Below are 16,034 nucleotides of genomic sequence, written 5' to 3' on the forward strand. Positions count from 1 at the left end.
CTGATTAACGCTAATCTGAAATTACGATTTCAGATTAGCGTTAATTTCCTCAAGCAATCCATCAGCCGCATCCTCTACCATAGCCAATACCATCTCGAAGCCATTCTGCCCGCCATAATAGGGGTCAGGCACAACTTGTCCTGGGAATTTCTTACTGAAATTCAAGAACAACTGGGCTTTGTGCTGATGCTTACCCGCTATTCGTTTTAATTGCTCGAGGTTAGCTACATCCATCGCCAGCACATAATCAAATTTTTCAAAATCATCGGCATTAACCTGCCTGCCGCGTAAGTTTGCTATATCGTAACCGGCCTTAAGCATAGTTTGTTGGGCGCGCTGATCCGGGCAAGAACCGATGTGATAATCATGCGTTCCTGCAGAATCTATTACCAGGTTATTGCTCAGACGTGACTGCCCCACTCTTTGCGTAAAAACTCCTTCTGCCATAGGCGATCTACAAATATTGCCCATACAGACAAACAACACTGATATTTTTTTAATGCTATCCAATTTTCTGCACCTCATATTCTAATAAAACAGGCGCAAGCGCCTGCAACATTTATCAATAAACCTTTTTATCAAATTTCGCACGACTGAAATAGAGTATTATTTACTTATATCAGCAGCCAATTGACCAATTGAACCGTGTTAAAAACAAACCCTTACCAATTATTGCAATCCGTCGTAAATCTGACATCGACTCGCGATCAGTTCGGGTTGGAAACCTGTCTGATTAAAACGCTACAGGAAATCATTTCCGCATATAGCATTACGCTCTACGAGATTGAAGCAAGTAATGATCAGCATATATTACATACGCTTGTCAGCATGAGTACCGAAAAACTTGGTGACCAGCTGCCCACGGAAAATATTCACACGCCGCTGATTTTGGAGTTAGAGGAAAATCTACTCAGCTGTTATCTAACCAACACACAGATTACAACGAAATCAAAACATCATGATGGTGTGCAGGTCATTCACCCTGTACAAGGCATTGATAAAATCACAGGATTTTTAGTGATTGACAGCCCATCGTTCATACAAAAAGACCAGGACATGGCAGCTGGATTCATGCGCATATATTATAACTGGTCACAGTTAATTTATGACAATGAGCGTGACACGCTGACGGCTTTGCTCAACCGGAAAACTTTTGATGCCCAGATTGAAAAAACTTTAACTGCAGCGCATAGCCAGAGAAAACGCAATGAGGATATTGAACACTTCAATTGCCTGGCGATACTTGATATTGATCATTTCAAGAAGATAAATGATAAATTCGGGCATTTATACGGCGATGAAGTTTTATTGCTTTTTGCAAACATTATGCGCAAGACATTCCGAGATACGGATCAGTTATTCCGGTACGGCGGAGAAGAGTTTGTTGTTATTCTCACCAATGTCACGGAAGAAATTGCGATGAGCATACTGCAACGCTTCCGCAAACAAATTGAAGCTCATGTCTTCCCACAAGTCGGCAATGTAACCGTCAGCATTGGATTTGTGATGATTTCCGAACAGAACTTACCGAGCACCATTTTAGAACAAGCCGACCAGGCACTTTATCACGCTAAAGAACATGGCCGGAATCAGGTGCGTTCATTTGAAACATTACAAACCGAAGGCAAAGTGAATTCAGAGGTTACCTATAGCAACGACATTGAACTATTCTGACCACGACAGCCTAGGCAAGCAATGCCCCGGTTGTTTGCCAGCGCCAGCTATCTTCGCACATGATGTCAATATCACGCTGCGCACGCCAACCAAGTTCCCGCTCAGCTAACGCAGGGTCTGCGTAGCAGGCAGCGATATCACCCGGACGGCGTCCCACGATACGATAAGGCACCTGTTTACCACTTGCCCGTTCAAACGCTGTAACCATCTCCAGCACACTATAACCACGGCCAGTCCCTAGATTGTACGTAGCTACGCCAGGATGATTTACTGATGCCGCCAACGCAAGCACATGGCCCAATGCCAGATCAACCACATGGATATAATCGCGCACACCCGTGCCGTCTGGCGTCGGGTAATCGCTACCGTACACAGATAACTGGGCCAGTTTACCTGCGGCAACCTGTGCCACATAAGGCATCAGATTATTTGGAATACCATTCGGATCCTCGCCAATCAGACCGCTGTTGTGTGCCCCTACAGGATTGAAATAGCGCAACAAGGTTATATGCCAGTCTGCCTTGGCAACAGGCAAATCACGCAACATTTCCTCTACGATCAGCTTAGAACGGCCATAGGGATTAGTAGCGGACAATGGAAAATCTTCACGTATCGGCACACTCGCAGGATCGCCATACACAGTTGCCGATGAGCTGAATACCAGATTATAAACACCATGATCGGCCATTACTTCGGCTAAAACCAAAGTACCGTACACATTATTATCATAATATTCCAGTGGCATCGCGACAGACTCACCAACTGACTTCAGTCCCGCAAAATGAATCACTGCATCAATCTGATGGGCATCGAACACGGCACTTAGAGCCGCCTTATCGCGCACATCCAGATCATGAAATAGCACCGAGCGCCCACTTATCTGTTTTACTCTATCCAAGACTGAAATTTTACTGTTGCATAAATTATCGACCACAACAACTTCATGCCCGGCATTGAGCAATTCAACGCACGTGTGACTACCGATATACCCCGCTCCACCTGTAACTAAAACACGCATAATTATCCTTAAAGTATAAATCCATCCTAAAATAGCACTAAATACTACATGTAAGCATCATACAACATGTCAACCGCTGCAAAATTGACACAGATTAACAATATGAAAGGTTGAAACAAGCTTCATCATGCGATAATCAAAACAACCATGATTAAACATATTTGTACAATATTACTATTAATTTCCAGCTTACCGGCATATGCATTTAACGCCGCTTTTTTTTATGGGACGCCATTCCCACAAGAGTTGCGCATTTATGATGCGGTCATAGTCGAAGCTGATCATACCGATTTTGCCAAAGTACCAGACACCCTGCAAAGCAAACTCTACGCCTATACCAGTTTAGGTGAAGTCGGTCCTGACAAACCCTATGCCGGCCAAGTACCAGTAGCAGCGAAGCTAGCCCGCAATCCCGCCTGGACCAGCGATGTGATGGACCAGACCAGTTCAGCATGGCGAAGCTTTTATCTCGACAAAATCATTGCACCATTATGGCAACGCGGTTTCCGTGGTGTATTTATTGACACCCTGGATTCCTACCAGCTTGCAGCTATCACCCCGCAAGCACGTGCCGCACAGGAAGCAGGCATGGTAGAGACACTGAAACAGATGCGCACCCGCTTTCCTGGCATGCGCATTATTCTCAATCGTGGCTTTGAGATTCTGCCACAAGTGCATGACTGGGTCACCGCCGTGGCAGCCGAATCGCTGTTTCAAAGCTGGAACAATGCCACACACGCTTATGTGCCAGTTACCGAACCAAATCGGGCATGGCTGCTAAACCAGCTTAATCAAATCAAAAATAACTTTCATTTGCCGGTCATTGTCATAGACTATACCGCGCCTAAAGATCGCGCATTAGCCCGCCAAATCGCACAAAAAATTCGCGCTGATGGCTTTACCCCATGGGTTAGCAATCCCGAGCTCGACATGATAGGCGTAGGCTCACCTGAAGTTCAGCCCAGACGCGTATTAATGCTGTACAACGGCGCGGACACAAAGGATGTCATCTTCAGCGACTTGCATCGTTTTGCCGCCATGCCGGTACAATACATGGGATTCATACCTGAATATGTGGACATTTCACAACCCTTACCGGCTTACCAGCTAGCCGGCCAATATGCCGGGATCATCCTGTGGGCCGATGGCACCCGGAATAGTACACCCCAACTCAAATCCTGGTTGCTCACGCAAATCAGTCAGGGTCTACGTTTAGCCGTGATCAATGAGTTTGGATTTGACCGTAGCAATGACAATCTGCAGAAGTTTGGTTTGAATGTCGGCGACAGCATCCCGACCAACAACGTTCAAATCGTCCAACAGGATGCATCCGTTGGATTTGAACATTCTGTCGAATATTTTCCCGATTCACTCGACATTATTAGTGCCGGTAAAAACAGCACACCGATACTGCGCCTCAAGGTCGCCGGTAAGACAACTGACGTAGCAGCATACACACCGTGGGGTGGATATATTCTGTCCCCCTTTGCTATTTATGAAATCCCGTACCAGCAGGGCACACGCTGGATTATCAATCCTTTTACTTTTTTCAAACAAGCGCTCAACCTACCGGATATGCCTGTTCCGGATGTAACCACCTCCACCGGTCGACGTCTGTTAATGGCACATGTAGATGGTGATGGTTTTGCCAGCAATGCCGAGTTTCCCGGCTCCCCTCTGGCACCGCGCGTCATGCTGGAGAAAATCTTAAAAAAATACCCCATACCGACAGCAGTTTCTGTCATCGAAGCCGAAACTGCACCGTGGGGCCTGTATCCCAAAAAATCCGCAGAAATGGAACAAATCGCACGCGAGATATTCCGCCTGCCCAATGTTGAAATTGCCAGCCACTCCTATTCCCATCCATTCAAATGGCAGCTATTAAGCGATGAAGGTGATGGCGAAGGTTATAATTTACCCTTGCCTGGCTACAAATTTAATCTGAATCGGGAAACAGCAGGTAGCGTCGATTACATCAATCAACGTTTGGCTCCGCAAGGCAAAAAATGCCAAATTTTCCTGTGGACAGGCAACTGCAATCCCAATGCGGAAGCCATCGTTAAAACCGACTCATTAAATCTGCTAAATATGAATGGCGGCGAAACTGTTATCACCAACAGCCAACCCAGCCTGACTTATGTTGCCCCACTCGGGGTGCAACGCGACGGGCATTTCCAGATTTATGCCCCGAATCAGAACGAAAACGTCTACACCAACCTATGGACCGGCCCATTTTATGGATTCCGCCGCGTCATCGAAACCTTCAAGCTGACCGATACTCCACGCCGGCTTAAACCTATGGATATCTATTTCCATACCTATGCCGCCTCAAAACCAGCTTCGCTTAGAGCGCTGAAGGAAGTTTATGACTGGGCTCTCAGCCAGCCCAACCATCCCGTTTTCCCTTCGGAATATATCCGCCGCGTCGTGGATTTCAATCACAGCGTCATGACACGTGAGGATAATAATTGGGTATTTTATGGTGATGGCCAGATCGATACCTTACGCATCAACTCCAAATGGGGTTATCCCGCATTAAACGGCACTGTTGCCGGCTATACTGATTTCAATAATGACCGCTACCTGAATTTGGTTAAAGCCAGTACCAATCGCGTCGAACTGACCTCCACACCTGATCGCGCCCCATACCTAATCGATGCGAATGGCACTCTGGCTGACTGGCAACTGCACGCCCAGCAAATTGACATGACCTTCTACAGCCATGTCGATCTGGATTTCACCCTGATGCACAGCAACACATGCAGTCTGCGAGATGACAAAGGTCAGATAATCCGCGCCGATAAACATACACAACAACAATACCACTACCAGACGCATGTCCACGGACGAGCCACATACCACCTCAGCTGCTGACAGACATGCCAGCCTGCCGCGCCCGCGGTTAATCACGCCACTTAATCTGGCGGGTCTGGTGGTGGCCGTCGGCACCGTACTGGTGTTGCTCTATCCGCAGCAACGTTTATCCGATCAAATCCGAATGAATCCCAAGGTCGATGAGGTGTCACTGCAATACATGCGTAACCTTCTCGCCACGGACCCAAACGATCACGAACTGCGCATCCAGTTAGCTCGAGCCTATGCATCGATAGGCCACTATCGTCGAGCGCTGAAGGTTCTGCAGCCGCTCTATACGAATAAACAGCCCGAGTGGCGTGAAGCTGCCATTCTGGTCAAGTTGGACATTCTTGCCAAAATCACTTTTGCTGCCGTGCCTGGCAGTCCGGACCGGGATTACAAGTTAACTCAATTAAAACTGGCCTTAATTGCAGCCGAATCCCAGATATACCATGCTGATGCCTTACGGCAACTCGCTCGCACAGCAGAATCAAGTGGTGATATCCAGCTAGCCGAACGACTTGCAACAAAATTCGCTCGTTCAAGTAATAATCTGTCAGATCTCAATGAAGCAGCCCGGTTAGCGCTGGCAAATGGCCATTACCTGATCAGTGCCCAATACACATGGCGGCAACGACAGTTAAGCCATGATCCGGAGCAAAAGATCATCTATATGAAACAGGCTTTGGCCACACTGCAATCCGGTGGTCTGGGGCATATCGGTCTGGATTGGGTACAACAATTACCTGCAGCTGAATGGCAACGTCCCGATGTCTTGTATAGCCTGACGAAGCTGGCACTGGCGTCCAACCGGCCAGCTATGGCAGCCGATTTTGCTGCCAGACTGGTCGGCTTTGCACCTCCGGCAGCTACACCGGCACGATTTGTTCCCGCTTACTATGATCTGGCCTATAGTGCGTTTCTTGGTAACCGGGATTTGCCTCATGCATTACAGCTTGCACAGATCGCCGTCAGCCAGGCACCCAACAACGCACTGTGGCATGAACGACTGGCGCAAATATCCGAATGGTCAAACCAGCCGCAAATTGCGTTAACACAATGGCGCTGGCTAGCGACGCACCAAGGAACAGAATCCGCCTGGCAATCCTGGATGCGTCTGGCGGGTGGATTGTATGACTATGCTGCCCAGGTAATGGGTCTGGAGCATGACTGGAAACGCCAGGGCAATGATACAAAATATGCACGCAAGATCGTACAACTCTATGAATACCTCGGGCAGCCTGAAGCGGCCCTGGCATGGCTGGATAAAAATGGTGAGGAAGCAAAACGACCGGAATTATTACTGCTGTCTGCCGAGTTATTAACACGTATGGGACGAGATACCGACGCGCTTATACGCTATCGCCGTTATTTAAGCCGTAACCCAGCCAGTCCCGAGCTGGCTGTCACCATTGCCGGGATGATGCAACGTGCCGGACTGTATCAGGAAGCATTTGAACTCCTGGATGACACCCGAATACGTGCCAAGCCGGAAGACAAGCTGTTCTGGCTTAATCTGGGTGAACTGGCATGGCGGCTGAAACATCTCGATCAGGCTATCATTGCCTATCGTATTCTGAGCGATGCTCCAGATGCCGAACCATTTCAGCAAGAACGTTTATTCCAGGCATTAAAGCGCAAAGACCCGCGACTGGCCGCACAGACCGCAGAACGCTACTGGTTGAAGACCAAACGCATCGACTTATTTCTGAATGCCGTCGACACCTATGCTGAACTGGATGACTGGCAAGCGGTACAGCGTTTATACAAAATAACAGACGCCCCTGAATGGCGTAGCTATGACGACACGTTAAGATTTGTTGCCATGCGCGCTGAAATGTACAAACACATGGGTAATTTTGTCGCTGCCGAGCACGATTATCGTTTCCTGATCAAACGCTATCCGAGCAACGTGGGGGTCAAGGAATCCTTCCTGTGGTTGTTGCTCGACATGCGCCAATTCAGTGAACTGGACCATTTCATGCAGCAATGGGCGAAACTCATCTCCTCCTCACCAAGTTTGTGGGATGTGTTTGCCGCGGGTCACCTTGCCTTGGGCCGGCCGGATTATGCACTCGCACTCTATAATCGCATGGCAAAATCACATGCACAGGATGAGTTATGGCTGCTCAATTATGCCGTCACGCTGGAATCCGGTGGCAAACCCGACCTGGCATGGCAAATCCGCCGCCAGATATGGCAACAGCGCCTAAGCACACAATCGAACAAAGACTGGCTGGGAACCCGTGCCAACGCACGCGATATCGAAGCCTTGCGCCTGTTGCTGCTCAATGACCCAGGTCATGGTCAAGGCATCCTGTGGAAACTGTTGCGCGATGGCTCTCCGGCTCTCAAACAGAATAGCCAGTTTGTCGAGCTTGCCACTGTCTGGCTCAATAGCCGTGAACAGAATGATGCCACCCGTGCCTGGTTGATACACCAGTACGCCCATTGGCTCAAGACACCACTCGGCTCACGTATTTCTGATGCCCTCACAACGCAGGATCGTGAAGCGGCCGACGAAATTTTGAATCATGATGGCATATTGCTTTACGACAAAATGAACCTGTCCATATTAGCCGGACGCAAAAACGACGCAGCCGATCTCGCATTTATTGCCATGGATCGTTCCCGTCTGGATGAGTCCTTATATGAACAAGCCGCTCCGGTGCTTTTAGCCAATGACCGCACCGCAGGTGTCACAATGACTTTCCGTAACCTGGGCAGTTATAGCGAAATTCAGAACACTATCACCGCAACAGGCCATCAAATTGGCGGGCTCAAACTCGACCTCAGCTTGCATCAGACCAGTCGCAGCGGGGTCGATACCACACTACTAACCCGTGCGCCCAATGAAATGGGTGGTGAAATCGCCTTGCACCAGCTTGGCAACAGTTATACCAACACATTAAAGCTGCAATTCAGCCAGGCGCTTGATACCCAGGCAGGCTTCAGCCTCAATCATCAGCATCAAATCGGATCTCGCCTACAACTCGACACGCAATTGGCTTACAATCAAACCGCTATGGAAAATGCGGCGCTGCGTTTAATTGGCCGCCGCAACCAGATTGCATTTGAAAGCAATTACCGACTGGATCGCTGGACCCAATGGAGTGTGCGTGGCGAACTTAACCAGTATCACAGCATTGATGGACAAACGCTGGGGAGTGGAAATATGCTCACCTCCACCCTGAGTCATGAAATAAGTGGTTCACACCCGGCGTTACGTGCGCGCATAACCGGCACCTGGAACCAATATCACGCAGCCGATACTGTTTTAACCGGCAAGGCAGCCAGTCTGATTCCATCGGGGCAGCCTAATACCGCCAGCTACTTCATGCCGCAGGATGTACGTGAAATTGCCGCTTATGCCAGTGTAGGGGATGCTACTGACAGCAGATTACCGGCTCGCGATTTCGAATATCTGGGCGAAATCGGCGTGTTCTATAACACTACTGCCGGCACTGGCCTGCGCGTCAATGCTGGCATCGCAGCTCGTGTAATCGGTGCCGACCGACTACAGCTTTTTACCCGTTATGACCAGGCTCCCAGCGGACAAGGCAAAGCCAGTCTGGAAGCTGGCGTAGGTTATCAATTCCACTATTAAAAATACAGAAAGGATCAACATGAAAAAAATTATTATTGCGTGCATGACTTTACTTTTTCTGGCTGGCTGTGCAATTACTGACCGCACCAGCGCACCGACACTGGACAAAAATGTGAAGTGGGCATTGTTGCCTATGGAAAACCACACCGAGACCCCGCAAGCCAGTTTGCGCATGGAAGCGATCACCGAAACCCTGTTACGCGTTAAAGGCGCTATGAATCTGGAGAAATACCCTTCCAGCATGACTCAAGACAGCCTGTTTGAGCCAGCCGATGCTAAAGCGGTTGAAGCAGCGATTAACTGGGCAGTGCAATCCGGCGCGCGTTATGCCGTCACCGGCACAGTAAACGAGTGGCGCTACAAAACCGGTGTTGATGGCGAACCGGCCGTCGGCGTCACCATCAAAATCATCGACCTGCAAACCCGCCAGGTGGTCTGGGATGCAGCAGGAGCCCGTACCGGCTGGGGTCGTGAGGCTGTCAGTGCAATCGCGCAGAAATTACTGGAAGACCTGACCGGTAGCATCAAGCTACGATGAACCTTTATCAGCATCTGCTCCCTCACGGCACCAAGCAGTATTGGCAATGGGGCGAAACCCTGGGTATCAGCCTGGGGGCGCTATTACTGTCATACAGTATCCTGCCGGGAGATCCACTCAACACCCATATTTTTCCATGGATATGGATGGCACCTGTGCTCATCGCGTTACGCTATGGCGTGCTCATGGGCGTGGTGTCCGTGCTCATTTTTCTGGGTGGGTGGTTATTGTGGGCAGCTGACCAGAACTTGAGTTATGCCGTCTTCCCTCGCCTCACCTTCCTTGGTGGTACGCTAATGGTGATGATAACCGGTGAGTTCAGTGGCGTCTGGATTTCTCGCGTACGGCGCATCGAGGAACTCCAGCACTACACCGAGCAGCGTCTGGAACTACTTACCCGTCGTTTGTATTTATTGAGCCTGTCACATGATCGCCTGGAACAGGATCTGATTGGCCGCCCGGCCAGTTTGCGTGAAGGCTTGAAAGATCTTAATCGCATCCTGCCAGCTACCGACGGCCTGCCTGGCGCTGATCTGTACCTGGCTCTGGTCGTGCGCCAATGCAATCTGAGTGTCGCTGGATTATATGCTGTAGAAGATGGCAAGATCAGCCCGATTGCGAGTGCAAGCATAGGCGCATTCACCCCGATAGATGATCATGACCCACTCATCACACATTGCCTTAAGAGTGGTGAATTAGTCCATATCAATACCGAAGAAAATCTGACCGAGCTTCCAAGCCGCTACCTGGTTGCCGTCCCGGCCAAAACAGCGGATGGTCGTATTGTCGCCATCACGGCCGTTGAAAAAATGCCATTTTTTGCACTGCAGGCAGAAAATATGCAAACGCTGTCCGTGCTGACCAGCTACTACGCAGACACCATTACCGCCAGCGAATTCACCCCTTACCTGACTGACAAGCTTACAGACTGCCCTATCGATTTTTTCAAGGCCATGCACACTCTCAGGCGCTTACAGCGTGACATGCAAATCAGCAGCATGATAGTGGGATTTGTCGCACCCGATAACCAGGAAACAGCTGAACAACTTAAATCCATTGCTGCTGCGGTACGCGGACTGGATGAAACATGGACTATGGTACGCGAGGGAAAGCGTATCTGTTTGGTACTATTGCCTTTAGCTGGCGAAAGCTCGCTTGGAGGATATTTAGACAGGATTGTACGCATCTTTATTGAACGGTTTGGTACACGCCCTGGCCAAACCGGCATACTGATACGCTCAATTACGCTTGACCAAGATCCGGTCAGCGTAGAGCTCGAAAAATTCATTATAACGTTGACGAATACCACCCGTGCTGAGCACTAAACTTATCCTAACCGCAATCAGCCTCGAAAGTGGCGCATTAGCTGTGCTAATGATGGATGCTGGTATCCCGCAAAAATTTTTGGGGTTCCTGCTTCTACATGCAGCCGCATCGGTAGCCGTTGCCATTATAGTATTGCTTTTTTTACCCAAACATTACCGTCAGCCTAAATTTGCTGTACTTGGATTATTCTTTCTATTGGCCTTTTTTGTCCCATTCCTCACATTTTTTACCATGATTGGCATCGTACTTACCGCACGATTCTTCTCAAAGCCCGTCATCTATTATCCGTTCGTCAAAGTTGAATTGCCCGAGTTTACCCTGGGTAGCGCCGGTATACGTAATTCATTGGGTGAAGGTGCAATACGTACCCGTTTAAATACTCCCAGTTTATCAACAGAAGTAAGAATGAAAGCCTTGCTGTCTGCCCATGCCATGTCAGCACGCTACTCCATACCCATGCTCAAGGAGTTGCTTGGTGACGAAGCTGACGATTTGCGCCTGCTTGCTTATGGCATGCTTGATAATCGTGAAAAAACCTTGAATGCATTAATTCACGAGTTATTAAAAAAACTCGAGTCATGCAGCAAACCCGATTTGCGCCAGCTCTACCAGAAGCAATTAGCCGAGCTATATTGGGCTTTTGCATATGAACATCTGGCTGAAGGCGACATGCTCACTTACATGCTTGGGCAGGCTGAACACTATACACGTGCAGCCCTGGAATCCAGGCTTGACGGCGATATGTGGATACTATTTGCACAGATACTGATTAAACAGCAACAATATCAGGCTGCAGAAACCGCCTTCAACGAGGCCATAAATTTGGGTATATCAGCGACGCGCATTCAACCTTATCTTGCTGAGCTGGCTTACGAACGGCATGACTACAAAGCAGTGCGGGATCATTTAAAATTAATACCTTTTAATAATCAGATACCTCAGATAGCCAATATCCAGCGTTTCTGGTTAAGGAATCCTGTATGACCTTCCCGACCGCCACCGATGCGGATATAGCGCTATTACTCGAAGGCACCTTCCCATACGTTAGTGGTGGCGTGTCCAGCTGGATCAACCAGATGATCCGCGCTTATCCGGAATATCGTTTTGCCGTGGTGTTTCTTGGCAGTCGTCCGCAAGATTATGGCGAAGTGAAATACGCCCTGCCGGACAATGTGGTGCATGTTGAGGCACATTACCTGCATGGTTCCCACACCCCACCCCTGGTTCAGGAAAAAGCGGGAGACCCTGCTGTTATCCAGCAGGTAGCAACGCTGCATAAAGCATTTCGTCTTGAACACGGTGATACAGTTTGTGCATTTGCTCAACTGGCGGATTTGTTAAAGCGGGGTGACATAGATGAAGAGTTTTTTCTTTACAGTAAAGCTGCCTGGGAGTTCATTACTCAAAACTATCAGGAACACTGCACCGACCCTTCCTTCGTGGATTACTTCTGGTCGGTACGCGCGATGCACGAACCCATCTGGGTGATGTCCAACATAGCCAAAAACCTCATCCCGGTACGCGCTTTCCATACCATTTCAACAGGTTACGCTGGATTTCTCGGAACTTTGTTAAAACTTCGGACAGGTAAACCGCTAATTCTGTCAGAGCATGGTATCTACACCAAAGAACGAAAAATCGATCTGTATCAAAGTGCATGGATACGCGATAACCGCAACACCTTTGAAAAAGATCCGACTCAGGTCAGCTATTTCCGTGAGTTATGGATGCGCTTTTATACATCGCTGGGACGGCTGTGCTATCACCACACCGACATCATTACCGCGCTATATGAAGCCAACCGCCAGCGCCAGATCATGGATGGCGCACCTGCAGAACGCACCCGTGTGATACCTAACGGCATCGATCTGGCACGCTTCCAGCCGGTACGCGCCAAACGCCCGGAGCTGCCGCCGCCCATTCTGTGCCTGATCGGGCGAGTGGTATCGATCAAGGACGTGAAAACGTTCATCCGCATGATGCGCAGCGTGGTCAACCGTGTGCCCGAAGCCGAAGGCTGGATTGCCGGTCCTGAAGATGAGGATCCGGGCTATGCGGAAGAATGCCACAATCTGGTCAGTAGTTTAGGATTAACCGACAAGGTTAAATTCCTCGGTTTCCAGAAAGTGGAAGTGGTACTGGAAAAAGTCGGCCTGGTTGTGCTGTCGTCGATCAGTGAAGCCCTGCCGCTGGTGATGCTGGAAGGTTATGCCGCTGGCGTACCGGCATTGACCACCGATGTGGGTTCATGCCGGCAACTGGTGTATGGACTAACACCGGAAGATCAGGCGCTGGGCGCTTCCGGAGCCGTAGTGCGCATTGCTGATCCACAGGCGATGGCAGCGGCAGCTATCGAGTTATTACGCCCGGAGAACTGGATCCCGGCCCGCGATGCGGCCATCGCCAGAGTCGAGCGTTATTACACCCAGACACTGATGTTCGATGAATTCAGGCAAGTCTATGAACAGGCATTCGAGATAAAATAATGGCAGGTATCGGTTTTGAAATAAAGAAGATTCTGCGCCGAGATAGCTATCTGGCGCTATTCAGCGCCTATGCCTACGCCGGCATTATCGGCTCCGGGCCATGGGTATTGTCGATACTTGGCGTGCTCATCATCGGTCTGATGAGTCTGGGTGTAGTCTTACCCCATACCCTGATTACTGATTTCCAGGTCACCGTCACGCATCTGATTGCCATGAGCCTGATACTGACCGGCTTCCTGCAACTGGGTTTCACCCGCTATATTGCCGATCGCTTATTTGAAAAAAATACCGACGCAATTCTTCCCAATTTCATCGGCGCGATTTTCGTTACCACCCTGATTTCAGGGCTGATTGGCATGGCGCTAGCCATCTTCGCCTCACCACAACAGGATGCGGTTTATCGTATCCTGTTAATCGCCAACTTTGTAGTTCTCTGCAACATCTGGATTGCGACCATCTTTTTATCCGGCATGAAGAACTACAAGGCCATTCTGATCCTGTACACCGTGGGTTACAGCATTGCCGTCATTGCTGCAATTCTGTTCCGCACCTTTAAACTTAATGGGCTGCTGACGGGTATTTTACTGGGACACTTCATCCTGATGAGCGGCATGATGATACTGATCATCCGCTCTTATCCATCCAATCGATTTATCGAATTCGATTTTCTGCGGAAGAAGCGCATGTTCGTGTCGTTAATATGGACAGGTTTCTTCTTTAATCTGGGCGTGTGGATAGACAAATACATATTCTGGTACACCCCGTCCACCGGCGAACCCGTAATCGGGTTATTTCACGCCTCGCTTATCTACGACCTGCCAATTTTCCTGGCCTATTTATCCATTATTCCCGGCATGGCGGTGTTTTTAGTGCGGATGGAAACGGATTTCGTGGAGTATTACCAGAAGTTTTACGATGCTGTACGTGATGGCGGCACGCTGGATTATATTAAGGAAATGCGCGATGAAATGGTAGCAACAGCACGCCAGGGCATCTTTGAGATTATCAAAATTCAGGCCATGGCGGTACTCATCGTATTCGTTGCAGCACCAACACTGCTACAGCTCATCGGCATCTCCCAATACTACATTTCATTGCTCTATGTGGATGTGGTCGCCGCAGGATTACAAGTGGTATTTCTGGGTATTATGAATGTGTTATTTTATCTGGATAAGCGCATTATCGCCTTGATCATGACCGCGCTGTTTGCCACGCTGAATCTGGTGCTCACCCTGCTCAGCATACAACTGGGTGCAAACTGGTATGGCTACGGCTTTGCTGTGTCACTGCTGATCACGGTGGTGATCGGGTTGTATTGGCTGGATAAAAAAATGTCTATTCTGGAATACGAGACCTTTATGCTGCAAAAATAAAGGTCTCGTGACGCGTTACGCTACTTTACCTGGAATACGTGGCGTATCGACTTGTACGTCTGCGCACTGCGCACGGTGACGCAAGGCATGGTCTATCAGCACGATGGCCAGCATCGCTTCGGCAATCGGTGTTGCACGGATACCGACACAAGGGTCATGGCGTCCATGCGTTTCTACTATGGTCGGGTTGCCCTGTTTATCAATCGAGTTACGTGGCAAGCGGATACTGGAAGTCGGCTTGATCGCAATGCTGGCAACGATGTCCTGCCCAGTTGAGATACCACCCAGCACACCACCAGCATGGTTAGAAAGAAATCCTTGCGGTGTCAATTCATCCCCGTGCTCAGTACCCTTTTGCGTCACTGACTCAAAACCCGCACCGATTTCCACACCCTTGACTGCATTAATACTCATCAATGCATGCGCCAAATCCGCATCGAGCCTGTCATACACTGGCTCACCCCAGCCCACCGGCACATTTTCAGCCACCACGGTGATCTTGGCGCCGATGGAGTCGCCTGATTTGCGCAGTTGATCCATGTAGTCTTCCAGCGCCGGCACGCTGTCGGCATCGGCAACAAAAAACGGATTGTCGTTGACGACGTCCCATGATTTGAATGGTACGACCACAGGCCCCAGTTGTGCCATGTAGCCACGGATCACGATTCCGTAACGCTCATGCAGCCATTTGCGCGCAATCGCGCCAGCTGCCACCCGCACCGCCGTTTCACGAGCAGAAGAGCGACCGCCGCCACGATAATCGCGGATGCCATATTTATGCCAGTAAGTGTAATCGGCATGGCCGGGGCGGAAGGTATCGGCAATATTGCCATAGTCCTTGCTGCGCTGATCTTCATTGCGTATCAGCAATGCAATCGGCGCGCCAGTGGTCTTGCCTTCAAAAATACCGGAGAGAATTTCTACCGTGTCTGATTCACGGCGTTGCGTAACATGCCGCGACGTACCCGGCTTGCGTCTGTCCAATTCAGCCTGGATATCTTCTGTCGATAAAGCCATTCCCGGAGGACAACCGTCCACCACACAACCGATTGCTGCACCGTGCGACTCGCCAAATGAAGTCACGCAAAACAAACTACCTATACTGCTACCAGACATGGGCTTACTCTTTTGTTTGATTAGTGAATCACGTTATTTT

General features: G+C 49.5%; 11 protein-coding genes. 8 read left to right on the forward strand and 3 right to left on the reverse strand.

Going from position 1 to position 16,034, the window contains the following annotated elements; translation table 11 throughout:
• Positions 1–21: 21 nt before the first annotated feature.
• Positions 22–510 (reverse strand): low molecular weight protein-tyrosine-phosphatase, encoded by a 489-nt coding sequence (locus tag EJE49_RS12955; RefSeq protein WP_223246959.1) that lies wholly within the window; start codon positions 508–510, stop codon positions 22–24.
• A 318-nt stretch (positions 511–828) separates the two neighbouring features.
• On the opposite strand from EJE49_RS12955, the gene EJE49_RS12960 reads away from it, so the two are divergent.
• A complete protein-coding gene (locus EJE49_RS12960; RefSeq protein ID WP_189941912.1) occupies positions 829–1,674 on the forward strand; it encodes a GGDEF domain-containing protein in 846 nt (281 codons plus the stop codon).
• Between the two features lie 10 nt (positions 1,675–1,684).
• On the opposite strand, the gene galE is transcribed toward EJE49_RS12960, so the two are convergent.
• The gene (galE, locus tag EJE49_RS12965; protein WP_189941914.1) at positions 1,685–2,692 is read right to left on the reverse strand and encodes a UDP-glucose 4-epimerase GalE; all 1,008 of its coding nucleotides are present in this window, start codon (positions 2,690–2,692) and stop codon (positions 1,685–1,687) included.
• A gap of 147 nt (positions 2,693–2,839) precedes the next feature.
• On the opposite strand from galE, the gene EJE49_RS12970 reads away from it, so the two are divergent.
• From EJE49_RS12970 to pelG, 7 genes are all read left to right on the forward strand, one after another.
• Entirely contained in the window at positions 2,840–5,566 is a 2,727-nt protein-coding gene (locus EJE49_RS12970; RefSeq protein WP_124951508.1) for a bifunctional glycoside hydrolase/polysaccharide deacetylase family protein, read from the forward strand.
• The gene (locus EJE49_RS12975; protein WP_124951510.1) at positions 5,529–9,155 is read left to right on the forward strand and encodes a tetratricopeptide repeat protein; all 3,627 of its coding nucleotides are present in this window, start codon (positions 5,529–5,531) and stop codon (positions 9,153–9,155) included. The genes EJE49_RS12970 and EJE49_RS12975 overlap by 38 nt, the downstream gene beginning before the upstream one ends.
• A 19-nt stretch (positions 9,156–9,174) precedes the next feature.
• Positions 9,175–9,693: a penicillin-binding protein activator LpoB gene (locus tag EJE49_RS12980; protein ID WP_124951512.1), complete on the forward strand. Its 519-nt coding sequence runs from the start codon at positions 9,175–9,177 to the stop codon at positions 9,691–9,693.
• Positions 9,690–11,018 (forward strand): PelD GGDEF domain-containing protein, encoded by a 1,329-nt coding sequence (locus EJE49_RS12985; protein ID WP_124951514.1) that lies wholly within the window; start codon positions 9,690–9,692, stop codon positions 11,016–11,018. Before EJE49_RS12980 ends, EJE49_RS12985 begins: the two co-directional genes overlap by 4 nt.
• A 232-nt stretch (positions 11,019–11,250) precedes the next feature.
• Entirely contained in the window at positions 11,251–12,003 is a 753-nt protein-coding gene (locus tag EJE49_RS12990) for a tetratricopeptide repeat protein (RefSeq protein ID WP_124951516.1), read from the forward strand.
• Positions 12,000–13,505: a GT4 family glycosyltransferase PelF gene (gene pelF, locus EJE49_RS12995; RefSeq protein ID WP_124951518.1), complete on the forward strand. Its 1,506-nt coding sequence runs from the start codon at positions 12,000–12,002 to the stop codon at positions 13,503–13,505. Before EJE49_RS12990 ends, pelF begins: the two co-directional genes overlap by 4 nt.
• Positions 13,505–14,878: an exopolysaccharide Pel transporter PelG gene (pelG, locus tag EJE49_RS13000; protein ID WP_124951520.1), complete on the forward strand. Its 1,374-nt coding sequence runs from the start codon at positions 13,505–13,507 to the stop codon at positions 14,876–14,878. The genes pelF and pelG overlap by 1 nt, the downstream gene beginning before the upstream one ends.
• A 15-nt stretch (positions 14,879–14,893) precedes the next feature.
• Here pelG and aroC read toward each other — a convergent pair whose 3' ends face one another.
• The gene (aroC, locus tag EJE49_RS13005) at positions 14,894–15,994 is read right to left on the reverse strand and encodes a chorismate synthase (protein WP_124951522.1); all 1,101 of its coding nucleotides are present in this window, start codon (positions 15,992–15,994) and stop codon (positions 14,894–14,896) included.
• Positions 15,995–16,034: the final 40 nt, after the last annotated feature.

The sequence above is a fragment of the Sulfuriferula thiophila genome (genome assembly GCF_003864975.1).
GTDB classification, from domain to species: Bacteria; Pseudomonadota; Gammaproteobacteria; order Burkholderiales; family Sulfuriferulaceae; genus Sulfuriferula; species Sulfuriferula thiophila.

Bases quoted from the DNA above. Each gene is read 5' to 3' on its own strand.
- EJE49_RS12960 (WP_189941912.1), top strand. From the start codon at position 829: ATGAGTACCGAAAAACTTGGTGACCAGCTGCCCACGGAAAATATTCAC.
- galE (WP_189941914.1), bottom strand. From the start codon at position 2,692: ATGCGTGTTTTAGTTACAGGTGGAGCGGGGTATATCGGTAGTCACACG.
- EJE49_RS12970 (WP_124951508.1), top strand. From the start codon at position 2,840: ATGATTAAACATATTTGTACAATATTACTATTAATTTCCAGCTTACCG.
- EJE49_RS12975 (WP_124951510.1), top strand. From the start codon at position 5,529: ATGTCCACGGACGAGCCACATACCACCTCAGCTGCTGACAGACATGCC.
- EJE49_RS12980 (WP_124951512.1), top strand. From the start codon at position 9,175: ATGAAAAAAATTATTATTGCGTGCATGACTTTACTTTTTCTGGCTGGC.
- EJE49_RS12985 (WP_124951514.1), top strand. From the start codon at position 9,690: ATGAACCTTTATCAGCATCTGCTCCCTCACGGCACCAAGCAGTATTGG.
- EJE49_RS12990 (WP_124951516.1), top strand. From the start codon at position 11,251: ATGATTGGCATCGTACTTACCGCACGATTCTTCTCAAAGCCCGTCATC.
- pelF (WP_124951518.1), top strand. From the start codon at position 12,000: ATGACCTTCCCGACCGCCACCGATGCGGATATAGCGCTATTACTCGAA.
- pelG (WP_124951520.1), top strand. From the start codon at position 13,505: ATGGCAGGTATCGGTTTTGAAATAAAGAAGATTCTGCGCCGAGATAGC.
- aroC (WP_124951522.1), bottom strand. From the start codon at position 15,994: ATGTCTGGTAGCAGTATAGGTAGTTTGTTTTGCGTGACTTCATTTGGC.